19 protein-coding genes and 1 pseudogene are annotated in these 25,255 nt (G+C 60.8%); 16 read left to right on the top strand and 4 right to left on the bottom strand.

Features of this window, described 5'->3' with window-relative positions; translation table 11 throughout:
• Positions 1 to 874: 874 nt before the first annotated feature.
• A complete protein-coding gene (locus EKN07_RS03525) occupies positions 875 to 3,466 on the bottom strand; it encodes a phospholipid carrier-dependent glycosyltransferase (RefSeq protein ID WP_240611345.1) in 2,592 nt (863 codons plus the stop codon).
• A 167-nt stretch (positions 3,467 to 3,633) separates the two neighbouring features.
• On the opposite strand from EKN07_RS03525, the gene rsmI reads away from it, so the two are divergent.
• The 7 genes from rsmI (at position 3,634) to EKN07_RS03490 (ending at position 9,661) form a co-directional block, all read left to right on the top strand.
• Positions 3,634 to 4,473 carry a 16S rRNA (cytidine(1402)-2'-O)-methyltransferase gene (gene rsmI, locus EKN07_RS03520; RefSeq protein WP_108715026.1) on the top strand — a complete coding sequence of 280 codons (840 nt, stop codon included), beginning with the start codon at positions 3,634 to 3,636 and terminating at the stop codon, positions 4,471 to 4,473.
• A gap of 442 nt (positions 4,474 to 4,915) precedes the next feature.
• The gene (locus EKN07_RS03515; protein ID WP_108715027.1) at positions 4,916 to 5,224 is read left to right on the top strand and encodes a hypothetical protein; all 309 of its coding nucleotides are present in this window, start codon (positions 4,916 to 4,918) and stop codon (positions 5,222 to 5,224) included.
• Positions 5,224 to 6,867, top strand: coding sequence for an alpha/beta hydrolase (locus EKN07_RS03510; protein ID WP_108715028.1), 1,644 nt, complete (start codon positions 5,224 to 5,226; stop codon positions 6,865 to 6,867). The genes EKN07_RS03515 and EKN07_RS03510 overlap by 1 nt, the downstream gene beginning before the upstream one ends.
• Before the next feature lie 137 nt (positions 6,868 to 7,004).
• A complete protein-coding gene (locus EKN07_RS03505) occupies positions 7,005 to 7,451 on the top strand; it encodes an LppA family lipoprotein (protein ID WP_164505426.1) in 447 nt (148 codons plus the stop codon).
• A gap of 284 nt (positions 7,452 to 7,735) precedes the next feature.
• A complete protein-coding gene (locus tag EKN07_RS03500; RefSeq protein ID WP_164546586.1) occupies positions 7,736 to 8,194 on the top strand; it encodes an LppA family lipoprotein in 459 nt (152 codons plus the stop codon).
• 270 nt (positions 8,195 to 8,464) lie between these two features.
• Positions 8,465 to 8,932 (top strand): LppA family lipoprotein, encoded by a 468-nt coding sequence (locus tag EKN07_RS03495; protein ID WP_164546585.1) that lies wholly within the window; start codon positions 8,465 to 8,467, stop codon positions 8,930 to 8,932.
• Positions 8,933 to 9,214: 282 nt separating this feature from the next.
• Positions 9,215 to 9,661: an LppA family lipoprotein gene (locus EKN07_RS03490; RefSeq protein ID WP_164546584.1), complete on the top strand. Its 447-nt coding sequence runs from the start codon at positions 9,215 to 9,217 to the stop codon at positions 9,659 to 9,661.
• A gap of 804 nt (positions 9,662 to 10,465) precedes the next feature.
• Here the strand turns inward: EKN07_RS03490 and EKN07_RS13170 are convergent.
• Positions 10,466 to 11,053 (bottom strand): annotated as a pseudogene (locus EKN07_RS13170) (isochorismatase family protein); the annotation flags it as partial.
• Positions 11,054 to 11,226: 173 nt separating this feature from the next.
• Between EKN07_RS13170 and metG the strand changes: the two are divergent.
• Together metG and EKN07_RS03475 are read left to right on the top strand one after the other, a co-directional pair.
• On the top strand, positions 11,227 to 13,035 hold the full coding sequence (gene metG, locus EKN07_RS03480) for a methionine--tRNA ligase (protein WP_126145634.1): 1,809 nt from the start codon (positions 11,227 to 11,229) through the stop codon (positions 13,033 to 13,035).
• A 74-nt stretch (positions 13,036 to 13,109) separates the two neighbouring features.
• A complete protein-coding gene (locus EKN07_RS03475) occupies positions 13,110 to 14,066 on the top strand; it encodes a TatD family hydrolase (RefSeq protein ID WP_126145633.1) in 957 nt (318 codons plus the stop codon).
• Between the two features lie 206 nt (positions 14,067 to 14,272).
• On the opposite strand, the gene EKN07_RS03470 is transcribed toward EKN07_RS03475, so the two are convergent.
• Complete coding sequence (locus tag EKN07_RS03470) at positions 14,273 to 14,824, bottom strand: hypothetical protein (protein WP_108715032.1); 552 nt, start codon at positions 14,822 to 14,824, stop codon at positions 14,273 to 14,275.
• A gap of 516 nt (positions 14,825 to 15,340) precedes the next feature.
• Between EKN07_RS03470 and EKN07_RS12980 the strand changes: the two genes are divergently transcribed.
• The 5 genes from EKN07_RS12980 (at position 15,341) to EKN07_RS03445 (ending at position 21,721) form a co-directional block, all read left to right on the top strand.
• Positions 15,341 to 16,669: a G5 domain-containing protein gene (locus EKN07_RS12980; RefSeq protein WP_240611357.1), complete on the top strand. Its 1,329-nt coding sequence runs from the start codon at positions 15,341 to 15,343 to the stop codon at positions 16,667 to 16,669.
• A 22-nt stretch (positions 16,670 to 16,691) separates the two neighbouring features.
• Positions 16,692 to 17,666 (top strand): 16S rRNA (adenine(1518)-N(6)/adenine(1519)-N(6))-dimethyltransferase RsmA, encoded by a 975-nt coding sequence (gene rsmA, locus EKN07_RS03460; RefSeq protein WP_108715033.1) that lies wholly within the window; start codon positions 16,692 to 16,694, stop codon positions 17,664 to 17,666.
• A gap of 62 nt (positions 17,667 to 17,728) precedes the next feature.
• The gene (locus EKN07_RS03455) at positions 17,729 to 18,748 is read left to right on the top strand and encodes a hypothetical protein (protein ID WP_108715034.1); all 1,020 of its coding nucleotides are present in this window, start codon (positions 17,729 to 17,731) and stop codon (positions 18,746 to 18,748) included.
• A gap of 46 nt (positions 18,749 to 18,794) precedes the next feature.
• Entirely contained in the window at positions 18,795 to 19,850 is a 1,056-nt protein-coding gene (locus tag EKN07_RS03450; protein WP_126145632.1) for a 4-(cytidine 5'-diphospho)-2-C-methyl-D-erythritol kinase, read from the top strand.
• Positions 19,850 to 21,721 carry an ABC-F family ATP-binding cassette domain-containing protein gene (locus EKN07_RS03445; protein ID WP_206435660.1) on the top strand — a complete coding sequence of 624 codons (1,872 nt, stop codon included), beginning with the start codon at positions 19,850 to 19,852 and terminating at the stop codon, positions 21,719 to 21,721. The genes EKN07_RS03450 and EKN07_RS03445 overlap by 1 nt, the downstream gene beginning before the upstream one ends.
• Before the next feature lie 83 nt (positions 21,722 to 21,804).
• Here EKN07_RS03445 and EKN07_RS03440 read toward each other — a convergent pair whose 3' ends face one another.
• Positions 21,805 to 22,800, bottom strand: a complete 996-nt coding sequence (locus tag EKN07_RS03440; protein WP_126145630.1) for a sugar-binding domain-containing protein — start codon at positions 22,798 to 22,800, stop codon at positions 21,805 to 21,807.
• A gap of 102 nt (positions 22,801 to 22,902) precedes the next feature.
• Between EKN07_RS03440 and EKN07_RS03435 the strand changes: the two genes are divergently transcribed.
• On the top strand, positions 22,903 to 24,606 hold the full coding sequence (locus tag EKN07_RS03435) for an FGGY-family carbohydrate kinase (RefSeq protein WP_126145629.1): 1,704 nt from the start codon (positions 22,903 to 22,905) through the stop codon (positions 24,604 to 24,606).
• Positions 24,603 to 25,250, top strand: a complete 648-nt coding sequence (locus tag EKN07_RS03430) for a class II aldolase/adducin family protein (RefSeq protein WP_240611359.1) — start codon at positions 24,603 to 24,605, stop codon at positions 25,248 to 25,250. The genes EKN07_RS03435 and EKN07_RS03430 overlap by 4 nt, the downstream gene beginning before the upstream one ends.
• The last annotated feature ends 5 nt before the right edge of the window (positions 25,251 to 25,255 follow it).

Genomic DNA, 25,255 nt, shown 5'->3' with positions numbered 1-25,255 from the left:
ATCGGGGTGACAGGGCACTGGCGCCGAGCGCGGCCGTACCGGGGCGCTGCATGCTGTAAGAAGTGTCGGGTTTTTCGAGAAGTGTCGAGAATTTGCCTCTACTTCTTGATGAGCCCGACACTTCTTCGCTCTTGTTCCTGGTGTGTTAGTTGTGTGGTGTGGGTGGTGTTGGGGTGGAGCGCCGTGCGCTAGGACTGCGCGTGTCCAAATCCCGTCCAAACGGCCGATAAGTCGATTCGATCGATATACGAACCGGCGGAGCTCCGCGGATTTCTCGGTACGACGAGGTCGGGTTCCTCTCGTTTGGACGGGATTTGGACAGTGAACACCCTTGCAGAGGACAATGAACGCCCACGCGTTGGATAGCGAACGCTCGTGCAAGGGGCAGTGATCGCCCATGCAGGGACTGACACCGTTGCGGGCGGGTAGGACCTTCGTTTCGTGCCCCGCCTACTGCCTACTGGCTACCGGCAGGGCAGTCCTTCTCGCCGCAGGCAGGGCGGCCTTTCCGCCTACCTGCAGGGTGGCCTTTCCGCCTACCGGCAGGGTGGTTTGTAAGAAGTGTAGGGTTTTTCGAGAAGTGTCGTGAATTTGGCTCTACTTCTTCACATTCCCTACATTTCTTGGCTGTCGTGTGGCTGGAGTCGGACAGCGATCGGGGTGACAGAGCACCGGTGCCGAGCCCGGCAGCCGTGTGCGCCACATTCCTGGCGCACACCCACCCGGCTCGGCGCTACACCTTGGCGGCAACACCTTGGCGCTACACCCAACTCGGCGCTACAACCCCACCCGCGGCGGCACCCTTCCTGGAGCAACACCTGGCGCACCCCCACCCTTCCCGGAGCAACGCCTTGGTACTGCAGCCTTCTTGGCGCTACACCCAGCTGGGCAGCCACATGTGGATATGCCAGAAGGTGTACGGCACGGTTTGCCCGGTCCAGATAGGCCACCAGAACGCCGCGAAAACGGTGATCACGCCGAGCACGACGCCGAAGGCCACTTTGGCTGACCTGGTGGCCCGCCGTGGCAACCACCAGTCGCGCGGCTTCTCCGGCGGTGGGGGCGGCACGTCTGCGTCCAGTTGCACCATGAACTGCTGCGCCGGAGTCAGACCTGGCGCTCCAGGTGTAGGGCTCGGTGAATAGGGACCGAACGGAGCTGGGCCCGGCACGGGGTCCACGGCACCCGCGCCGAAATCTGGCTGGGTGCTGCGCGCATGGTCCAACGGCGTGGCTGCGCCGGTCTTGGTATCGGTGCCGCTGGGGACGCCGCCCGGTCCTTCTCCGACGCCGAGGTATGCGTCGCTAGGAAGGGAGCTGTCCGTAGCACTGCTGGCATCTTCCTGCTCGACGGAGTAGCTATTACCGTCCATAGAAGAGCTGCGCGCAAGTCCATAGGCTGCGCCTGCAAAGGGGGTCGACGCCGCTGTACCCGAAGGCTGTGCACTCGACGTCTCCGCACCCGCTGTCTCGGAAGCCGCTGCACTCGCGAGGGCTGTTCCCGATGTCTTTGTGCTCGTTATCTCGGGACCCGTTGCGCCCGAAGGCTCTGCGACCGACGTCTCCGCCCCCGAAGCCGCCACACCCGAAGGCCCTGCCCCCGACGTCTCTGCACCCGTTGTCTCGGAACCCATTGCATCATCTGCATCATCCACGGCGCCATCGGCCGCATCGATGGCGCCGTCGGGTTCCCGGGTGTCTCCTGTGCCGTTGGCGACTCGATTATCGGTTTCATTTTCCCCGCCTTCCTCGGTGGCGTCGTCGTCGGCATCATCGCCTACGGGCGCTCTCGGCAAACCGACTGCGGGAGAGTGCGCCGGAGCCAACGCCCCCACTAAATGTGCCAGCCCAAAGGCCAGGGCAAGTACCACGTACGGCAGCACCGCGACGGCGTAGAACTGATAAATCGTTCGGTTCACGTAAGTCAGCCACGGGGCCCAGGTAGCCAGATAACCCGCGAGAATCGCGCCTGCTCGCCAATCGTGCCGCCGAATCAGCGCCCAGATGACGACGAGAAGACCGATAAGCGCCAACCACCACACTGCGGGGTTGCCCACCGAAGTAATTGCCTGCACACAGCCACCGGAGGAATCGCACGAGGTCAACTCCGAGTCGGTGCCCTCCCAGTAGAAGGAGACCGGGCGGCCCTGGAAGAGCCAGCGCCACGCTTGCGACTGATAGGTGTGCGCTGAGTCGAGCCCGTGGTGGAAGTCCCACATTCGCTGGTGGTAGTGGATGAAATTGTTGATGATGTCGGGCGCCCAGGAGAGCGCTTTCGATTCTGTTGCCGGGTTGAGTTCGTTGGCTACCCAGTCGCGATCAAAAGAGTTGGGGTTGAGGAACCAGGAAGTCCACGCTCCGAGGTAGGCAAGCAGCGCGGTTGGGACAAGCGCGAAAAAGGCGGGGAAACCCTCGCGGAAAACACCAGCGCCAGACCAAAGTCGCGTGCCGACCGCTCGCCGAGCGGCGATGCCCCAGAAGAGAACAAGAAGCCCGAAAACAGCAACGGCGTAGATACCCGACCATTTCACGCCGCAGGATAGGCCCAGCAGGACGCCCGCCAGCAAAAGCCACGGACGGAAGCGAGTGCTCGGACCCCAGGGATCGCGCGGCTTTCCCTTAAGTGTGAAGTACCCGTAGGCGACCCGGTGAGCGAGTTTTGCACGCGAGGCATCGCGATCACGCAGCACCGCCCAGAATCCGGCAAGTACGAGGAAGGCGAGGATATTGTCCAGGATCCCGGTGCGAGAAAGAACGATGCCCATACCGTCAAGGGCCATTGCCACGCCCGCGAAACCGGCAATCCAAGGCGAGCGGAACATGCGCAGCGCAATTCGGGTAATAAGCATAACGGCAAGCACGCCGAGCGCAGCGGTGGTGAAGCGCCAGCCTGCTCCGTTGTCGCTCCCGAAAAGCGCTTGACCGATGGCCATCAGCCATTTTCCAAAAGGAGGGTGGACCACATACTCCGCATTGGTGGCCGATAGTGCGGAGTAGTCGCCATTGACGAACATCTCGTTGATGATCGAGCCCTCGCCGGTCCAACTGCCTTCGAAGCCCTGCTTGTACAGCGAAAATGCTTCTTTGACGTAATACGTCTCATCGAACACCAGCGCGTGGGGATGATTGAGGTTCCAGAAGCGGGTGATAAAGGCGATGAGGCCGGTGAGCACGGTTGCTATCCATCCCTGGATACGCAGACGGCGCGGCACGACGACGCCCAGCGGAAGCAGCCCGAGGCGCCCACGCAACTCGTCCTCGTAGCGGCGAGCGCGCTCCGGAGTTAGGCGAGTACGGGGACGAGTACCCGGCATGGATCCCCAAGGCGTGTGTAGCTTCCTGCCGGTGTGTTTGTCTGCTCTTCGGGCAGCGTCAGGTCTCGCCTCAGCCATGCCACCGGTTGTGGGACCATCGCCGGCGAGATTCCGATCGGGTGCGTTTTCATCGATCGTCTTGTGCTCGGTCACAGGCGCGAGTCTACCGGCCTTCACTGCTCGACGCGAAAGAGCCGTGCGTTGGCCTGCCCGGGCGGCGCGTTGCGGGGCGTGTTTCTCCGCTGCGCATCGTGCTTTGAAGCCGGCGGTGGGCGGGGTGATTCGCGCATGTTAACGTGCCGACATGCGATAGTTGACCCATGACGGGAACCATCGTTTTAGCGGCAACACCGATTGGGAACGACGGCGATGCATCGCCGCGACTACGCGAAGAGATGGCCAGGGCCGACGTCGTCGCCGCAGAGGATACGCGACGTTTCCTTAATCTTGCCGACCGATTGAATGTGACGGTTGGAGGCCGCGTTCTCTCGTACTACGAGCACAATGAGGCCGAGCGGGGACCTTACCTTGTGCAACTGGCCCAGGAGGGGCAGAGGGTTTTGGTGGTCACCGACGCCGGGATGCCAGCAGTTTCCGATCCGGGCTATCGTCTAGTGAGACGGGCGGCGGACAGCGGCGTGCCCGTTACCGTGGTTCCCGGTCCTTCGGCAGTGCTATGTGCCCTGGCCGTATCCGGGCTGGCAACGGATCGCTTCTGTTTTGAAGGGTTCCTACCGCGTAAGGATGCAGAACTGCGCAATCGGCTCGGTCACCTCGGCGGAGAGGAACGCACGATGGTGTTTTTCGAGTCTCCGCGCCGGCTTCCCGCAACGCTAAATGCGATGGCGGAGGTCTTCGGTTCCGCTCGGCCCGCATGTGTGTGCCGCGAACTCACCAAGACGTATGAGGAAATTGCGCGCGGGCAGCTGGGGGAGCTTGCCGTGCGTTTCGATCACGATGTACTCGGTGAAATTGTGATCGTGGTGGCGGGCGCACAGCCCGGCGAAAGCGACATGACGGCAGCGGTTGAGGAGGTTCTTACCCTGGAGAAGGCGGGTCTGCGCTTGAAGGACGCGGCGGCGCATGTAGCTGCACGCGTCGGCATACGTAAACGAGAGTTGTACGACGCCGCACTCTGCGCACCGACGCGAGGCGCCTAGAACCTCCACCATCGCCCGGGTCCTGCTCGACAGGAAGCAATCGCCAGGTTTGAGGACATAGAACCTCCACCATCGCCCGGGTCCTGCACTCGCTAGTGCAGAAGATGTGCACGATTTCGTGCCTGCGAGTGAGCGTGGTCGGTATGTTGCCCGCCCGGGCGGTCTTGGTAGCGAGCAGTGTTGTCAGGAATACGCGCTGGTGGATGCTCGATGGCATGCCTTGCGTAGCGCTTCGCACTCATATTTGATACGGCATGTCGTCTTCTGGTGTGCAGCGGATTACTACGGTAGAGTGGTGATCAGTTGCAGTGCTGGCAGCACTCACCGGCTCACCGCTGGGAGGGCGCCCGGTGTTCGGGGCGGCTCGCCGTCGTGGTGGACGGATGATCGCAGCCTGTACGCGGCACTGAGATAACGAATAGGCAGACCGTGAGGGAAAGTCATGTCAGAACTGTACGTAGATAGGGCGAGTCTATCGGCTGCCGCGTCAAACGCCGGTAACGCTAGCGATGATGTAGCGGGTGTGAAGATTACCGGCGGTATGACGGATGTTTCGACCGGGATGCCCGGGGCCTCGGCGCTCGACTCGACGTCGCCGGTTGGGGAAGCCGTGGACGCGATGGCGAAGAAACTGTCGGAGGCGTTGACCGAGTACTCCACAGCATTGACAAGTGCAATGGAGTCGTATACGGCCGCAGACAACAAGACGAGTATCGACTTCGCCGCGTTTGACAAGGTGGTGGAAGGCTGATGGTGACATGGAGCGATATCCAATTATGGAAGAGCATTGGCCTCGACCCGGCATTAGATGATCTGTTCCGTGCGCGTGGTAGGGCGATGTCGTCGGGAGGGAACATCGTTGATATCGACGTGAAGTCGGGATGGTCGGGGGCGGGCGCCACGGCCGCGCAGTCGCGGCGGGACGAGCTGGAGGACTCGTGCGAGCTTCTGCTGGCGCATATTGGTGATCTCATCACTGCGACGTCCGCGGCACAAGACGGCGTGGGCGAGGTTCAGTTGCTTGTCAATGAAGCGAACTCGCGGGCGGATTTTTACGGGTTTCACATCGATTCTTCTGGGGTGGTTAGCGACCCACTCGCAGCAGGTACGTCGCCCACTATTGAGGATGTGCTTGAGTATCTGCGCAATCCAACCGCAGCTTTTGATTTGGAGGCCTTGGATCGCCAAGAGGCCATGTCTGATACGGAGATCGCAGTGGGCAAGGCACTCACAAAGGCACGTGAGGTCGATGAGGCCTACAAGGCTGCCTTAGATAGAGTCCTTCAAGGTAAAGTCAGCCAGATCGAAGATATGTCGGACACCCCCGGTTTAGCTGACTCCCCGCCTGTAGGCGCTTCGACAGAGGAAGTGGCCGCGTGGTGGGAGGCTCTCACCGACGGAGAGCAGGCGAAGATGATTGACGACTACCCGCGGGAACTCGGCAATCTGGACGGTGTTGATGGCTGGGCGCGGGATAAGGCTAATCGAAGAAATTTGGAAGAGGATATTGCACTGTATGGCCCAGAGGTGGTCGAATTAGGGCGCCAGATTTACAGCGGTCGGAAGCTGACACTGACTCCGGAGGAAGAGGCGAAATATGAACGATACGCGGACATGGTGGCTATCAGGAACGCACTCGACCAAGGAGATGTGGAAACTCAATTGCTTGTTTATGAGCCTCCTCGAACAGGGGAAACCGGACGCGAGATGACACATGCGGCAATCGCAGTGGGCAATGTTGATACTGCGGATCGTGTGACAACCTTTGTGCCGGGGATGACGACGACAGTGAGGGGCGATATGGAGGGGATCACTCGAAATATGACTAGCCTGAAAGCCGATACTGAGCGCATGCTGAATAATGGCGAAACAGTGGCAGCTATTGGCTGGATAGGATATGACGCTCCACCGGATCTTATCGCAGCAGCAAGCGCTGACCGGGCAGTGGCTGGAGCAGATGACCTTACGCCTTTTCTAGAAGGAATTGCAGACTCGCGTAATACCGACAGCACGGGAAGTTCTGGAGTGGAACAGATTCCACTGGGCCATTCTTATGGGTCAACGACCTTATCCAAAGCTTTAGCACAGGTGCGACCGGGTGTAGCCACGAGCTACGGGGTTTTTGGCTCTCCGGGGACCGAACCTGGATGGGACATGAATACCGAAAGTGGGTATGCGCTCGGGAATGTTACTGATCCGGTTACGTATGTAGGCAACGTGCACCTTAGTGGGGCACCAGGGCTCTTGGGAAGCGATCCGCTTACAGATCCTAACATCACCGAATTGAGCGCAGGAGGCCCGAAATGGCCTTGGGACTCTCATTCGTCATACTGGGACGAAGGATCTACTTCTTATAAGAACATTACAAGGATTGTTGCAGGACAAGCGGGATGAGAAACCACCGCAGGAGGTACGGTCGTCCAAGAGCCGTGGGTTCGGAAGGGCGATGTCCACGGCTGGCACTGGCAATCGTGCCGTTGGTGCTGGTTCTGTTGTTTTCTGGTTGTGGTTCGGGTCAGCGAGGAGATGACATGTTTATTCAAGATAATGGGTCGAAGCCGTTTGCGGAGCGGGTTGATTTGGCGACGGCGCAGGAGCAGTTGCTGGGTGCGGCTGCGCGGATGCGGGAGCGGATTGACGCGGAGTTCGGGCCGTTTAAGTGGGATCGGATTGATGGTCCGACGCGGTCCTCTTGCCGTGATGGCAATGATCGTGGCGGTGACGCTGTTAACGTTCAGGGCATGGTGCCAAACTCGGGTCTTTCTGATGAGGATTTTGAGGTGGCCATGCAGATTGTGCGGGAGGAAGCCGCTGTCTATGGGTTTACCTACGAGGTCGATGTCAGTGACGAGGTGGTATTCTGGGTGAATCTGTTTAACGAGGAAGATGGCGGGCATGTCTCCGTCATTATGAATCGTGAGAATCGCGGCTTCTCGATCGGTTACACGACGGGCTGCCGTCCGGAGGCGAGGCGGTAGGCGTCGGATTCGTCGCGTTGATTGGGAAGGCTCAGGATGTGATGACGGGGCGCGTGTTGCGGGCCGGGGATGCTCGGAGAGCCCGGTGAACTGCGGGCGGGGTTGTGATGCGTGAGGGTGCCCGCAGCTTTTCTGGTGGATCGCGGCGTTCGTCTTGTTGGTTTGGTTGGGGTCTGGGAGTGCAAACTTGCAGGCCGCGTCGCCGGTTCGTTTGGCTGGCTTTTGCGGTGGTCGTGTCGTCTGTTGGGTTGGTTGCCTGTGGTTCGGGTCAGCAGGGAGATGACATGTTTATTCAAGATAATGGGTCGAAACCGTTTGCGGAGCGGGTTGATTTGGCGACGGCGCAGGAGCAGTTGCTGGGTGCGGCTGCGCGGATGCGGGAGCGGATTGACGCGGAGTTCGGGCCGTTTAAGTGGGATCGGATAGATGGTCCGTCGCGGTCCTCTTGCCGTGACGGTAACAATCGTGGTGGCACGGATATTAGCAGTCAGGGCACAATATATGATTCTGGTCTTTCTGATGAGGATTTTGGGGTGGCCATGCAGATCGTGCGGGAGGAGGCTGCTGTCTATGGGTTTACCTACGAGGTAGATGTCAGTGACGAGGTGGTGTTCTGGGTCAATCTGTTCAACGAGGAAGAGGGCGGGCATGTGTCTGTCATTATGACTCGCGAGAACCGTGGTTTTTCGATCAGTTATGTCACAGGCTGTCGTCCGTCGCCGCGGCAGTCGGCATCAAATTAGCAGAGTTGATTGGGAAGGTTCAGGACGTGATGACGGGGCGTGCGTGGCGGGCCCGGGAATGCTTGGAGGATCCGGTGAACTGCGGGTGTGGTTGTGATGCGTGAGGGTGCTCGCGGTTTTGCTGGTGGGTGGCGTTCGTCCCGTCGGTTTGGTCGGGGTCTGGGAGTGCAAACTTGCGGGCGTCGTCGCCGGTTCGTTTGGCTGGCTTTTGCGGTGGTCGTGTCGTCTGTTGGGTTGGTTGCCTGTGGTTCGGGTCAGCAGGGAGATGACATGTTTATTCAAGATAATGGGTCGAAGCCGTTTGCGGAGCGGGTTGATTTGGCGACGGCGCAGGAGCAGTTGCTGGGTGCGGCTGCGCGGATGCGGGAGCGGATTGACGCGGAGTTCGGGCCGTTCGAGTGGGATCGGATAGATGGTCCGACACGGTCCTCGTGCCGGGACGGCAACAATCGTGGCGGTGATTCGATCAATCGGCAGGGAACAATACATAATTCTGGTCTTTCTGATGAGGATTTTGAGGTGGCCATGCAGATCGTGCGGGAGGAGGCCGCTGTCTATGGGTTTACCTACGAGGTAGATGTCAGCGATGACATCGCGTTCTCGGTGAATCTGTTTAACGAGGAAGATGGCGGGCATGTGTCTGTCATTATGAATCGTGAGAATCGCGGCTTCTCAATAATCTACACGACGGGCTGCCGTCCGGAGGCGAGGCGGTCGGCGTCGGATTCGTCGAGTTGATTGGGAAGGTTCAGGACGTGATGACGGGGCGGGTGTTGCGGGCCGGGGATGCGTGGCGGGCCCGGGAATGCTCGGAGAGCCCGGTGAACTGCGGGCGGGGTTGTGATGCGTGAGGGTGCCCGCAGCTTTTCTGGTGGATCGCGGCGTTCGTCTTGTTGGTTTGGTTGGGGTCTGCGAGTGCAAACTTGCAGGCCGCGTCGCCGGTTCGTTTGGCTGGTTTTAGCGGTGGTCGTGTCGTCTGTTGGGTTGGTTGCCTGTGGTGCGGGTCAGCAGGGAGATGGCATGTTTATTCAAGATAATGGGTCGAAGCCGTTTGCGGAGCGGGTTGATTTGGCGACGGCGCAGGAGCAGTTGCTGGGTGCGGCTGCGCGGATGCGGGAGCGGATTGACGCGGAGTTCGGGCCGTTTAAGTGGGATCGGATTGATGGTCCGACGCGGTCCTCTTGCCGTGATGGCAATGATCGTGGCGGTGACGCTGTTAACGTTCAGGGCATGGTGCCAAACTCGGGTCTTTCTGATGAGGATTTTGAGGTGGCCATGCAGATTGTGCGGGAGGAAGCCGCTGTCTATGGGTTTACCTACGAGGTCGATGTCAGCCATGACGTTGCCTTCTCGGTGAATCTGTTTAACGAGGAAGATGGCGGGCATGTCTCCGTCATTATGAATCGTGAGAATCGCGGCTTCTCGATCGGTTACACGACGGGCTGCCGTCCGGAGACGAGGCGGTAGGCGTCGGATTCGTCGCGTTGATTGGGAAGGCTCAGGATGTGATGACGGGGCGCGTGTTGCGGGCCGGGGATGCTCGGAGAGCCCGGTGAACTGTGGACGGGGCGTAGGCGACTCAAGTGACTTGGTACTGTGTCGATAACAAGCCCGCAATAATGCGGGGTCGGCAGACGGACAACGGCGACCGTGAAACTCCTCAGGAACCTGCTGATCAGGCTACAGCGGGACGTTCTGGCCGCCTTCGGCGTGACCGATCCGACTTCGAGGAATTCGTGACGGAGACCTAGCTGTAGCCCTTGAACGTAGAAGGCAAAAACCAACTGGAGTTTAGGCCAGAGCGAGGCTTGGCTAGAGCGAGGCGTGCTAAAGCTCGCGCGGATCGAAATCTATATCTGAGAAGTCGAAGTCCTCCTCGCTGACCTCATCGGAGAAGTCCGCATCTTCGTCGATATCGAAATCGTCCTCTAGATCGACATCGACATCCCCACCCGAGCGGCCTGTTCCACCGGGCCCGAACAATCCCGATGTGATGCGGGAGGCGAGGTCTGTGGGCGGATTCAGATTGGCGAAGTCCTCGTCGTCGAAATCTTCATCGTCGTACTCATCGTCCGCGGCGTCTGCGTCATCGTCTCCGAAGAGATCGTCGTCAAAATCGCCCTCGTCATCGCTGTAGTCGCCGTCCAGGTCGTCGTCGTAAAAGTCATCGTCAACGTCGCTGTCCAACCCGTCACGCTCGGCGCCATAACCGTCGTCACCGTAGCCGTCATCGCCGGGGATGGCTACGTCCTCGCCTTCTTCGTAGAAACCAAAGGCCTCGCTGGAGAGCAGCTGCTCGACGCCGACTTCATCCATTTCTGCTCGCGCCTCTTCGCCCAGCTCTTCACTGGTAGGCACAGTCAGATCGGAGAATACGCGCACCGGCCACCCCGCCTTGAGGCCATCCAATGCCGTTTCTTTCACGCAGTGCGATTCAGCGATGCCAACCACATCGATGGCACGAATATCGGCATCGCGCAGGATATCCTCCAGAGTGCGGCCGTCTGCATCGGTACCCTCAAAACCCGAATATGCCGCCGCGTATTCGCCCTTCTTCACCGACACATCGATGGGTAGCGAGGCCACGGCCTCATGCAGTTCTGCCTCAGGGGTTCCGGCGACGCCATGTGGCGGCCACGTATCAACAAAGTCCGGTTCATCGGAAAAATGTTTGCCGGGGTTGATATGCCAATCCTGCGTGGTGACTATCAAGTCGTATTCATCGGCATTGTCGGTGACAAAGTCTGCAATCCGCTCCGCGGTGGCGTTTCCGCCGTCGACTGCTAAGGCACCGCCTTCACAGAAAGTGGGCTGAACGTCAACGATGATGAGTGCGCGGCTATCCGATTCTTCATCCATGGGAGCCTCCCGGGAGTCTGTTCTGCTGGCAAGATTGGGCATATCCAGTCTAGCCGCAACGGCAATGCCACGTCGCGCGAAGTTGCAACACGGCGGAACATCGTCCGAACTGCAACACGGCGGAACATCGTCCGAATATGAGCGACGCGCTCTGAAGACGTAGGCTTATAGGCATGTCGCATATTCTTTCCGCAGTTGCCTGGCCCTACGCCAACGGGCCCCGCCATATCGGTCATGTCGCAGGATTCGGCGTCCCCTCGGATGTGTTCTCCCGCTACATGCGAATGCGCGGAGAGGACGTCCTTATGGTGTCCGGAACCGATGAACACGGCACCCCCATCCTCGTCGCGGCAGAAGCCGAGGGTGTGACACCGAAACAGCTGGCGGACAAGAACAATCGCATTATCGCGGAAGACCTGGTAGCGCTCGGCCTTTCCTATGACCTCTTCACTCGCACCACCACGGTGAACCACGAGAAGGTGGTGCAGCAGATGTTCGAGGTTTGCCGTGACAACGGATACATGATCATTGAGGCGCAGAACGTCGCCATTGACCCGGAAACCGGCAACACGCTTCCCGATCGCTACATCGAAGGAACATGCCCGATTTGCGGCGCGGATGGTGCGCGCGGTGACCAATGCGATACCTGCGGCAACCAGCTGGACCCGCAGGATCTCATTAATCCGATCTCGAAAGTGTCCGGCAAGGCCCCCGAATTCAAAGTCAGCGACCACTACCTTCTTGATATTCCGGCGCTGGCGGATGCGCTCGCCACCTGGCTGGATCAGGTGGAGGCCACGGGCGAATGGCGGCCTAACGTCATCAGCTTCTCCAAGCACCTGCTTGAGGATGTACGACCGCGCGCCATGAGCCGTGACATCTCCTGGGGCATTCCCGTGCCCGGATGGGAGGACCAACCCAATAAGCGCTTGTATGTGTGGTTCGACGCCGTCATCGGATATCTCAGTGCGTCAATCGAGTGGGCTCGGCGCCGCGAAGCGGCGGGTACAGGCAGCGCCGATGACTGGCGGGCGTGGTGGAATGATCCGGAGGCTCTCACCTATTACTTCATGGGCAAGGACAATATCGTCTTCCACTCCCAGATCTGGCCCGCCGAGCTCCTCGCCTACAACGGTAAGGGCAGCCGCGGTGGACAGCCGGGTGCTTTAGGCGAACTCAACCTGCCCACGCAGGTTGTTGCCTCCGAGTTCCTCACCATGGAGGGAAAGAAGTTCTCCTCCTCGAAGAACGTGGTGATTTACGTGCGCGATGTGCTTTCACGCTATCAGCCCGACGCGCTGCGCTATTTCATCTCTATTGCCGGCCCCGAGGCTTCCGATGCCGACTTCACCTGGGCTGAGTTTGTACGCCGGAACAACTCCGAACTGGTGGCAGGTTGGGGAAATCTTGTCAATCGTACCGCGGCGATGATCGCGAAGAACTTCGGAGAGATCCCCACACCGTCGATGCGCGACGACGTCGACGAGGAACTCCTAACCGCTATCAGTGGTGGTTTCGAGACCGTCGGCGACCATATCGCCCACCACCGCCAGCGCGCGGCGCTGGCGGAGATCATGCGACTGGTGGGTGAGGCGAATGCCTACGTGGCCAAGACGGAGCCCTTTAAACTGAAGGCCCCCGAGCAGCGCGAACGCCTAGCTACGGTGCTGCATACGCTGGCACAGGCCGTTTCAGATTTGAACACGATGATATGCGTGTTCCTACCGCATTCTTCTAACGCGGTGGATCGTGTGCTCGGGGGTAGTGGTGATATTGCGCCGCTGCCGCGCCTGGAAGAGGTCAGCGATCTGGATGGGGGCGACCCGTACCCGATTATTACCGGCGACTATACCGACGTTCATCGCTGGGAGTCGGTGCCCGTTGTACCGGGTACGCCGATTGCCAAGCCGAAGCCGGTGTTCCAGAAGTTGGACGAATCCGTGGTGGATGAGGAATTGGAACGCCTCGGATTGTCCGATTAGGCCCGATGAATTGTCTAATTGGGCCCGGTGAATAGATGTACTGACGTCAGGCGGACTTGGCGGAAGGAAGAGACTTGGCGAAGAAGAAGCGTCACCAATATCCAGATGTCCCCGAGCGTCTGCCGCATCCGGTGGTCGACAACCACACGCATCTGGCGGCACGCCGCGAAATGGCACGACTGGAAGAGCTGACGCGCTCCGGGGCGGCGGAAGCCGCGGAGGCGACGTCGTCGCGACACTTGAACGTGCCGGAACATCTGGACCGGATGGAACGTGTCGGCGTGCGGCACGCTATTACCTGTGGCTGTGAGGTTCCCGAGTTGGAACCAACCGTTGCCGTGGCATCCATGCATCCGCACCAGCTATCGGCAGCGATCGCCATCCATCCGAATGAGGCGGCGCTGCACTGCGGGATTACCGCCGAGTCACCGGACGGATTGAGTCACGGGCTGGACCCTTGGCATCGGGAGTACAGTCTCACCGACGCCGTCGCGCTGGTTGCGGAACTCGCGCGGCGCCCCGGCGTGGTAGCCATCGGAGAGACGGGACTGGACTACTACCGCACCGGCGACGCGGGAAAAGCAGCGCAGGCCGAATCGTTCCGTTTGCATATCGAATTGGCCAAGCAACTCGACCTGCCGCTGCAGATTCACGACCGGGAAGCCCACGCGGATACCATCCGCATCCTCATGGAGTGCGGAGCGCCTGAGCGTACCGTGTTCCACTGTTTCTCCGGTGATGTGGAGATGGCGCGCATATGTGCCGCCCATGATTGGTATGGCAGCTTTGGCGGGTCCATGACCTACCCGGTCAACGGGTCATTGCGGGAGGCCTTCCTGGCCTTCCCGCCGGAGTTGCTCCTAGCGGAGACGGATGCACCCTATCTGACCCCTGTGCCGTGGCGGGGCCACCCCAACGCGGCGTACGCGGTGGCGTACACCGTGCGGGCACAGGCGGAATTGCGAGGGTTATCGCTTCAACGGTGGTGCGAGCAAATTGATACGAATACGCGCACGGTGTACGGGGTGTAGACGGTAAGAGTGCCGTGTGGGTGTTGCCGCTAGGGGCCGCAGGCTTCGCATAATCGAGCCGCGGGTTCGTATGCAACCGCACCCAAGGATGATGAATGCTTGATGGACTGATGTGAGGATGTATGTCTCATGGACCGGTGTGTGGATGAATGCCTCACGGACCGGTGCGCGATATATGCTGTGCGGGCATTTGCGCTTCGGAGTTCTTACTGCTGCGCGAGGATATGTTCACGACGGCGGATGGCTGCCCATACGCGAGCGATCAGTACCATGCCAGCGGCGATCAGGCCGACAGCACCCGCAAGAATCAAGCCAAAGCCGATTCCGCGCTCGAGTATGAAACCGTTGTACTCAACCCAGCGTATGTTTCCCGGCTCGAGATTCACTGCGACATTGCCAAGCGCAACGCCTCCGGCGATGAGGCCAAAACTTGATGAGCCAAGGAGGAGGTTGCTGGGCATTTTACGGTCGAAGAACTGCAAGACGAGCGGGACGAGCGCAAGTGCTAGGAATACGAGCGTTGAGATGAACGGCCTCGCGCTCCCTTGGATCTGACTTGCTGTGGCCCAGGAGATCGGTGTACCCGCCGAGTCGGGTGTTCTTATCTGAAAGTAGGGAAGGAAGAGACCGATGAACGTCACGATGATCGGGATGCCACAGATCAGAACATGTACGATCCGTGCTATGGGCGTGAATAGTGCGGCGTGGGACCGTTTTGCGGAGTCTGCGGCCAACTCGTCTGCGGGATCCGTGGTCATAGCTGAAGACTAACACCATATGCACATCGCATCGTGCGTGATAGACGCGATAGATATCTGTTGTGTGACGACAGCCGATAGATATCTGTTGTGTGACGACAGCCGAAGTCACCTTACTGTTTAGCTGGTCGGCTGCTGGCAGTAGTCAGGGACTGACGGTAAACTGCCTTCGCCCGGTGTCTGATCGCGACTATCAACTTCTCACCCGATAGCGGCACTCTTGTTCTGGGGTGGCAGTGGCTGTTTGGTGCTAGTGGCTCAACGAGTACGTACGCCGAGGCTGCGTGCGCATGGCAAAGTGTGTGCTATTCCTCGAAATCGTGCGAGAAACGCCATTTTCCGCTGGTAGATCGGCAAAAAAGCGTGTGGCGCACTTTGTGGGCGTGACGCCGGTTGCGGCACAACAGTGGAAACTGCTGGCCAAAAGGTCACGATTTGGTTACGATCAGTCTAGATTTGTTACAAATTGGGGCGGCAGGCCGTTCTCGATGAGAACAACTATCAGGAGGCACTCGTTTGGGGCGTCATAGTGGGGCTGCAGAGGCAGACATCCAGCGGCTTGAGGCGCTGCTGGCACAAGAACCGGCCGAAGGGTCGCGGCGCGCGGCAAGGCGGGCCGAACGTCTAGCGCAGAAACAGCTGGTAACCGGGGGTGTAGTGAACGACGCATCGTCGGTCACTACAGGCGCGGCTGCCACGCAGGAGCCTGTGACCGATGCGCAAGAGGCAGCAGCGAATGACGAGTCGGCGTTGGCAGCGGATGCCGCAGTCGTTGTGGAAGAAGCTACCGCAACGGTTGAGGAGCCTGCGGCGGACAGTGTTACGGAGACGCTTGAAGATGAGGCGGATGCGCGCGACACTGCGGAAATCCCCGTTGTCACCGCAGCACCTCGTAAGTTCCACCTCTTTGCGCGTTCGCGCGCGGCCGTAGTGGCGGTTGTCGCCGCTGCCGCCGGTGTGGGGGCCGTTGGTGCATCAGATGGCAGTTTGCCGGCGTCGGCCGATACCCTGCACTCCAGCCGGGCGTCGATGGCGTCGTTGAGTGCGCCGTCGACGAGTAAGGCAAGCGACGTGACCTTCACCGTGCACGTGGATGGTGGCGAGCGGGAAGTCACCACCAGCCAACCCACACTCGGCGGAGCATTGGCCGAGGCGAATATCGCGGTCGATGCGGACGATCAGGTATCGCAGCCCTTGACCGATCCGGTCGCGGATGGGGCTGAGGTGACGATCAACCGAGTGGAGACAAAGACGATCTCCGAGGATGAGGTTGATAAGTACCAGTCTTCAGAGGTTGAGGATGCCACTCTCGCCTCTGGCAGCACCGAGGTTGAGTCCGAAGGTGTCGACGGTGTTACGTCGAATACATACGAAGTGACCTACATTGATGGTGAAGAAGTGAACCGGACGCTCATCCTTTCGGTGAAGAAGACCGAGCGGGTTGACGAGGTTGTCCGGGTTGGTTCTGGAGATACCACTGCCGCCAGCAGCACGGACGCGAGTGCGAGCTCCAGTAGTACAAGTTCCGCTTCCATCGCTCCGGCGGGTGAAGCACAGCAGATTGCCTACAACATGATGAGCTCTTACGGCTGGGGCGATGGCGAATTCTCCTGCCTCGTTTCGCTGTGGAACAGGGAGTCCAACTGGAATGTGACGGCGAGTAATCCGTATTCCAGTGCCTACGGTATTCCGCAGGCACTGCCCGGTTCCAAGATGGCCTCGGCCGGTTCCGATTGGCAAACCAACGCCGCAACACAGATCAAGTGGGGACTCGGTTACATTTCCGGGCGCTACGGGACGCCATGCGCTGCCTGGTCGCATTCGCAGAGCACCGGCTGGTACTAGATCGGCGCCCTGATCACTTACGATGACATTCTTGGATGCCGCCGGTCAGGCATCGGAAGCGGCACAGTTGCTCGGTCCTGCCGACATTCGCGCATTGGCTCGGGAATTGGGTATTCGGCCGACGAAGACGCTGGGCCAGAATTTCGTGCACGACGCCGGCACCGTTCGGCGTATTGCGCGTGATGCCGACATCGGCCCGTGCGATAGAGTTCTTGAGATCGGACCAGGCCTCGGATCCTTGACACTCGCGCTGCTGGAAACGGGTGCTTGTGTTTCCGCAGTGGAGATCGATCCGCTATTGGCAGCCGTTCTACCGGCAACGGTAAAGGCGCGAATGCCGCAAGCTTCCGGGCGTTTCGCATTAGCGCAGTGCGATGCCCTCACCATCGACGGCGTCGCTGATCTTGCCGTTCCTCCGCTGGCTGGCGCGGCACCATATGTGCCGGAGCATCTTGTTGCCAACCTTCCGTACAACGTGGCTGTTCCGGTGCTATTGACCTTGTTGGAGGTGCTTCCTAGCCTGAAGACCGCGCTTGTCATGGTGCAATCCGAGGTCGCTGATCGCTTGGCGGCGGAACCGGGCTCGCGCACCTACGGGGCTCCTTCCGTGAAATTGGCGTGGTATGGACAGGCGCGGCGTGGCGCGAAGATCGGCCGTTCCGTCTTTTGGCCGGTCCCCAACGTTGACTCGGCGCTGGTGAGTTTCAGGCGTAACGCCTCGCCGCGGGATGCCTCGCCGCAGGATGCGGCGCAACGCGCATCCAACATTTCGCGCGAGGAGGTATTCGCCGTCGTCGATCATGCCTTCGCGCAGAGAAGAAAGACCTTGCGCGCCGCACTGGCCGAATGGGCAGGAAGTCCAAGCAGTGCCGAACAGATTCTCCGCCGGGCCGGCCTCGATCCCGGGGTGCGTGGTGAGCGTCTGAGTGTCAATGAGTTCATTGCCATAGCGACGGCGGCCCGTTTGATCACAGAATCTGAGGGTGGGCTGGACTAGGCTTAGACGAGGAGCCCTTCCACCGGGGACCCGCTCCATGGCCCGCGAAACGAGGAACGTAGATGGATCAGGCGATGCACCAGCTCTGGCTGCGGGCTGAGCGTCGGATCGATCTGGCCATTGCGGGTATGGCTGCCTGCGGACTGTGGGCGCTGCTGTTGCTGACAATTGTGATACTTACTGGGGTGCACTGGACGTCCCAGTATTCCGTAGCACTAATAGCCGGATTCCCGGTGGCGCTGGTGTTGTGCGGTCCGCTGCGTGCCGGGCTGCGTGTGGCGCGGGCGATCGAAGAGCGAGATCTCGACGAAGTGGAGCGTTGGCGCGAAACGCGTTTGCCCCCGGCTTCTCCGGACCTCCTCATGGCGCGCATGCGCCGCGTTCACTTCCCGTTACTGGGCGTTGTGGCGGGGTTCGCCGTAGTGATCGGCATGCTGGGCTATTACGGTATGACTCACCCGGAGCATTCCGCCATGCGGCTCTACGCACTGGGCATTATGCTGACGGCGCTGGGAGTGGCACTATGCGCATTGATTCTCATGACGGTGGCGCGGCTTAGCTCGCGTGTGGTTTTGGCGCTGCTGACCGCAGTGAGCTGGCTGGTTCCGGTAGGTCTAGGCACGGGCGCGTGGGCTCTGATCAGCGGCAGAGTGGAAATCGCGGATTCTGCCGGTGGCACCAGCACCACGGCCATTGTGTATGTCATTTTCGGCGTGATTCTGTTCTTGATCGCAATCACGCTCAGCGGGCTGTGGGTGGTGTGGCTGGGGCGTGCCCTACGCGGATTGGGCTTGGAACTGAATCTCGATGCGCGTACCGTCCCCGCCATTACTGATGAGAGTGCACTAGCCTTCAGTGAGCCCGAATTCGACGAGACCGACGTTCGTATTGTGCGTGACGCCTTGGCGGTGTCACTGCGCGACAGGGCAGCCGGAGTAGTGGTGGCACTGGCCAGCGTGGGGATTATATTGCTAGGGGCGGTCGGCCAGTCGGGAACGCCGATCCATGGTGTTGTGGGCGGAATACTGGTGATCGCCTTCGTGTACTACATGGCGCGTATGCGCGGGCCAGCTGGAGGCTAAGAGCGTATGCGCGGCTTTCGATGTCCTTCGCGAGCGGCGCGAGCACATGGCACGAGAGTTCACTCCTGCTCGAAAGATGGGAGCAGAAGCAGAGCGGCGGCCTCTGGATCGTCGCGGTATTGTCGGCCTACTCTCCCTTCCCGGTAGACTATCCGCCGTGCATACAGTTCTCGCATCTGCACCGGCAAAGGTGAATCTCGCACTGCGCGTCGGGCCGCCGCGTCTGGATGGTTTCCATCCCCTCGACACCGTTTTCGAGGCTCTTGACCTCTTCGACGACGTCCGCGCCACCGCGCTGCCCGATTCGGATTCAGTGGCGCAGGCCGGCTCGGGCAACAGGTCCGTCCGTTTACGTTACGAGGGCGACGACGGCGGTGCTCCCACCGGCGATACGAACCTGGCCGTTCGGGCGGCACAGCTGCTGCGCGAACGCTACGGCATTGCCGACGGCGTCGAACTGACCCTGACCAAGCGCATTCCGGTGGCGGCCGGGCTGGCGGGTGGGTCCGCCGACGCGGCTGCCACGCTGGTGGCATGCAACGAACTATGGGGCCTGGGGCTCGACGCGCCGACTCTGCGGGAACTGGGCGCCGAACTCGGCTCTGATGTGCCCTTCTGCCTGTTGGGAGGCGTCGCCCATGCCACCGGCCGTGGTGAAGAGCTGCGGGTGCTGCGCCCGGGCACCATGCACTCCTGGATCCTCCTGGTTTCGCCACATGGCCTGAGCACGCCGGATGTCTTCCGTGAATTCGACGCCATCATGGGATATCGGCCCGTGCCCGAGTCTCTGGTGCCGGAGACGGAGGAATTGCAGGGCACGGTTGGCACAGCCGATCTGCGGCGCATGGCGCCGCTTATGGTCAACGATCTGCAGGAGGCGGCCTTCTCGCTGTATCCGACTCTGCGGAGCATCATTGGGAAGGCGAACTCCTACGGCGTGGCAGCGCTCGTCTCCGGGTCGGGCCCAACGGTTGCCGTTCTGGCAGAGGATGCAACGACCGCCGACGCGCTCGCGGGACGCCTCGCCCGGGATTTCCCCGAATTGACTGCACTTCGGGCGGACGGGCCCGCCGGCGGCGCGCATATCCGGGACGCCTTCTGATGGCTCATTTGTTGGCCGCCGACCGGATCGGTATTACCCGCGGGCACCGTCCCATTCTCGCTGATGTCTCTGTGAGCCTTGCGGATGGTTCACGCGTCGGCGTCGTCGGTGCAAATGGCGGCGGGAAAACTACCCTACTGCGGATGCTCGCCGGAACCCTCGCACCGGATACGGGAAGGGTGACGCGCACACATGATTCCCGGATCGCCTTTCTCCTGCAGGCCGACTCGTTTGCCGAAGGCTCCACGGTGTACGAGGTCATCCATTCCACGGCCGCCGTACACGAGTGGGCGAGTGACGCACATATCCGGCGCCTGCACGCCGGTTTACTGCCTGATATCGCGCTGGATAGCAAGGTTGACGAGCTTTCGGGTGGGCAGCGCCGCCGCGTCGCCCTGGCCGCAACGCTGTGCCAGGACGCTTCCATCGTCATGCTGGACGAGCCGACCAACCATCTCGACATTGACGGTATTACGTTTCTGGCGGACTATCTCAACGAGCGTTTCGGAGGGGCACGTGTACGCGGTGCGTTGATTGTGGTCACTCACGACCGGTGGTTCCTGGACGCGGTGTGTACGCGACTATGGGATGTAGTGCCCGGTGTGGATGAGCGGGGCGGCACCGCACCCCAGCCCGGCCGTGTTGAAACGTACGAGGGTGGCTATGCCGCCTATATCCTGCAGCGGGCAGAGCGGGAGCGGCAGGCGGCGGTTGCGGCCGCGAAACGTAACAATATCCTGCGCAAGGAACTGGCATGGTTGCGTCGGGGAGCTCCCGCCCGTACATCGAAGCCGCGGTTCCGCATTGAAGCGGCGGAGGCACTGATCGCCGACGAGCCGGCTCCCCGCGACACCGTGGAACTCACGCGCATGGCAACTGCCCGCTTGGGCAAGGACGTTATTGATCTCGAGGGTGCTTCTTTCGCCTACCCGGGCGGCGAGGATGTGTTGCACAATGTCACGCTTCGCCTCGCGCCCGGGCAGCGCATCGGTGTTCTCGGTCCGAACGGTGCGGGAAAGTCCTCGCTGCTCGGTCTGATCTCCGGGAAGCTTCAGGCCACGGCCGGCCGGGTGAAAACCGGGAAAACCGTGCGGCTGGCCGCACTGACGCAAGAAACGCGGGAATTGGACGAGGTCGCAGATTTGCGCGTGGTGGAGGCTGCAAGCGAGGTTGCCACGAGGGTTACGGTGGGAAAGAAGGAATTGACCGCGAGTCAGCTGGTGGAACGACTCGGATTTACGCGCCAGCGCGCCTGGACCGCGGTGGCCGATCTTTCCGGTGGTGAACGACGACGGCTGCAGCTGCTCCGCTTGCTGATGGCGGAGCCGAATGTGCTGTTGTTGGATGAACCGACCAACGATCTAGACACCGACACCTTGGCAGCGGTGGAAGACCTGCTCGACTCGTGGCCGGGAACGCTGGTGGTCGTCTCGCATGATCGCTACCTGCTGGAGCGCCTCACCGACCAGCAATATGCGGTACTGGGCTCCGCGGTGCGGCATCTGCCCGGAGGCGTCGATGAGTACCTGCGCCTGCGGGAGAATGCGGCGGTACGGGCAGCCGGTGTACAGGCGGCACCCGCAGAGAGGCCTGCCGAGCAGAAGACCACGCGAGCCGCAGAAAATGATGGTGGTAGTGCCACGCCACTTTCCGGTGCGCAGGAACATGCCCTGCGCAAGGAACTTCATGCCGTAGAGCGAAAAATGGACAGGGCTGCTCGCACGGTCGAGGCGATTCACGAGCGGATGGCAGCGCACGATCCGAGCGATTTCGAGGGCTTGCGCGCTCTGGATGATGAACTGCGCGAGGTGCAGGCCGCTAATGAGCAACTCGAACAGCGCTGGTTCGAGATCTCAGAACAGCTTGAATAACCGATGTAATACGGATTGGAGACAGGCGCAACTCGCCTAGAAGATGCAGGTTCTTTTCGGATCCGCCGATTTCGTCCCTTTTCTCAGGCGCTCTTAGCGACCGAGTCATCCTCCAGCAGGCAGCGAGCGGTTGCTACGTCGGTAACGAGGTGGGTGGCCAAACCGCCGATCAGCGCACTGTGAAGGGCCGCGACCTTTGCCGGGCCGTGCGCGATAACGAGGCGTGTTGGGATCTGGGTCATCTGTGGGAGCGTTAGCCCGACGACGCGCTTCTCCAAGGTGGAGGCAACGGTATGCCCGTCCGCGTCGAAGAAGCGTGCCGATGTGTCGCCGACGGCACCCGCGCGTTCCAACTGTTGGCGTTCTGTGGCGGTAATGGCGTGAGCCAGTGGGCTTTCCGTCCAGTCAAGGCCACCAACGCCCGTGATAAGCGTGTCCGCGCTTGCCGCCCGGCGAAGTGCTTCGGCCACTCCGGGGCTTTCGCGCAGGCTGCGGGCGACGGCAGGTGTTTCGGCAAGCAGCGGTGCCAGCAGGTGATAGCAGTGGCCACCGGTGACGGAGGCCAGATGAGCGGTGAGCTCTTCCGGGTTCAGCCCTTCGGCCGCTCCGGACCACCCGCCCGCCAGCGGAACGAATAGTGCATGCCTGCGGCCGAATGGAGCGAGCTCCCGAATCGCGGCACCGAGCGTGCGGGAAAGACCGACGGCCACCGTTGATGCCTGGTTAAGAGCGAGATATAGGGTTTGTGCGCCCGTGCCTGCCATTTCAGCCGCAGTACGCTGTGGATCATCGAATGTGGGGGCAAGGCGAACCTGTTCCAAGCCGTATCGCGCCGCCAAGCGTGCCGCCAACTCGGCGAAGGGCGGGCCGTCGTCGCCGTGAATACGGATCTCGACGATTCCGCGTTGGCGCGCCTCTGCCAATAGGCGCGTCACCCGTACGCGTGAAAGTCCAAATGCCTGTGCTATCTCACGCTGCGTCATATTTCGCTCGTAATAGAGGCGAGCGATTTCTACCAGGTGCCGTGAGGATAACCCATCTGATAGTCGGATAGGTTTGCTCTGGTCGACGTCGCTCATAAGACAAGACTAGCGGCAACAGCATGAATGCGTGTGAACCGTTGTGCAATCCTGGTGAACCGTTGTACGCTTGCTCTGTACTACCGTTCGAAGGAGATCGGCATGGAAGAAAAACAGAACCGATACGTCATCGGAGTAGATGGCGGGACGACGGCAGTCAAAGCCGTCGCTTTTGATATGACCGGGGGCGTCGCTGCCGTCCACTCGGAGCGGGTTCCGGTTGAGTACGGCGAACATGGTGAAGCCGAACAGGATATGGAGAGCATATGGCAGGCTGTTGCTGCGTGTCTGCGCCAGGTTGTTGCCGAGTTGGGCGACGGGGTGGAAATCCTGGCGGTGGGATTAACCGGACAGGGCGATGGCCTGTGGCTGCTAGAGGGCGACGGACGCCCGGTTCGCAAGGCAGCGATATGGCTGGATGGTCGAGCCGCTGAGAGAGTGGAGGAATGGAACCGCAGTGGTAAGGCCGAAGCTGTTCTGGATACGACGCAGACGACGACTTTTCCCGGACTGGCACCGGTTCTGCTGGAGGAGCTGCGGGAGGCCGAGCCGGACGCAATTGCCCGGGCGGCCACCTTGCTGTACTGCAAGGACTGGTTGCGCTACCGGCTCACCGGTGAACTCTCCACGGATTACACCGAGGCCTCGCGGAACTTCCTCGACGTGCGCACCGCAGCGGGATACTCCGAGGAATTGGCGAGAGCACTCGGCATGGAGGAGGCCATCGGCCTGCTTCCGCCTGTGCGGCAGGCAGATGCATTCGGTGGTCGAGTAAGCGCTGATGCCGCGGCCGAGACCGCCTTACCCGTGGGTACCCCGGTAGGAATGGGAATGATTGATGTTGCCGTCACGGGAAATGGTCTGGGTGCCATTAACAATGGCGATGGATGGCTGATCCTGGGCACTACGGGATTTGTTGGTGTGTTGCGGGCGGATGCGACGGCGCGCAGCTCGGAGAACTCCATGGTGCTCGCCACCGGACGCGGCACGCAGGTTCTTGAATTCTTCGCGCCCATGACGGGTACGCCAAACCTGGAGTGGATTCGCAGCACCTTGGGGTTGGAAGAACTGACCTGGGGCGAGATAGAGAGCATGGCACGCACCGTGGCTCCGGGAAGTCAGGGTGTTATCTACTTGCCCTACGCCTCGCCCGGTGGTGAGAGGGCACCATTCCAGGACACCGCAGCGTCGGCGTCATGGATGGGAATGTCCATCACTACCACTCAGGCGGAGATCCTGCGCAGCGTGTACGAGGGCGTCGCCTTCTCGTTGTTGGAATGCGTTGACGTTCTGCAATTGACGGGAGAACTGGTGGTCTCCGGGGGAGGATTCCGCTCCGATCTCATGTGCGAGATTCTTGCCGATGCCTCGGGGCAGAGTGTACTGCGCCAAGACGCTCCGGAGGCGGGCGCGCGGGGAGCCGCCGTGCTGGCACTGGTGAGCGCGGGTGTGGCGCCGGATGTGAAAGCCGCTGCGGGGATGCTTGCTACCTCGTTGAGTCGCTTCGAACCGGATAGCACGCGCCGCCAGCGTTACCGCGCCGTGCACGAGGTCTATCTACGCGCCCGAGAGGCAATCCGACCGGTATGGCCGCAGATGCGTGCGTTGCGCGTGGACGGCGTCGCGTCGGGCGATGATGCGACGGGGAACGCCACGGCTACAGCGGGTGCAACAGAGGCGGAAACTGCGCCCGAAACTGGGGTGTCACCGGACGCCACCTCAGCAACGGAGACGTCCCTGCCAGCGGCCGATGCGGCACCAACAGGCAGGCAGTCGCCGTCGGACAAAGGCATGGAAGGGCAATGATGATGAACGAAGCACTGGAGAAAGAGATAAGAGAGCGTGTGGCCGAGCTCATTGAGGTGGGCCGCGATATCGTTGCCAAAGGCTTAGCGCTAGCCAGCGGTGGAAATCTATCTGCCCGAATAGGTGAGGATACCTTCGTTGTTACGGGGAAGGGGACGTGGCTGGACAGGTTGCAGCCCGAGCACTTCACGCTGATGCGCATGGAGGGCTCGGTTATCAACGGGCCTGTTCCCTCCAGTGAATGGAAACTGCACGCGCGAACATACGAGGCGCGCGCTGACGCGCGAGCCGTGGTGCATATGCACCCGCAATACGCCCTGCTATTGACCGCTCTCGGTCACCGCATCCGCTTCATCACCCAAGACCACGCCTTCTATGTGGGAAGCTATGGGTACACCCCGTACTACGTCAACGGTTCCGACGAATTGGCGGATACCGCTGCCGAACAGGTAGCCGACGGGTCACACGACGTCGTCGTACTGGGCAATCACGGGATTAGCGCACTGGGTGACTCGGTTGAGTCGGCGTTCCGTAAGGCGTTGAACCTGGAGGAGGCCGCGACGATGACGTACCGTGCCCTGCTCCTGGGCGATACGACGACGGTATTTCCGCCGGATAAGTTGGCGGAGCTGAAACATCAATAAGAGCA

Origin of the sequence: Actinobaculum sp. 352 (genome assembly GCF_003957265.1) — a bacterium.
Lineage (GTDB): Bacteria > Actinomycetota > Actinomycetes > Actinomycetales > Actinomycetaceae > Asp313.
This window is presented reverse-complemented; position numbering and strand designations above follow the sequence as displayed.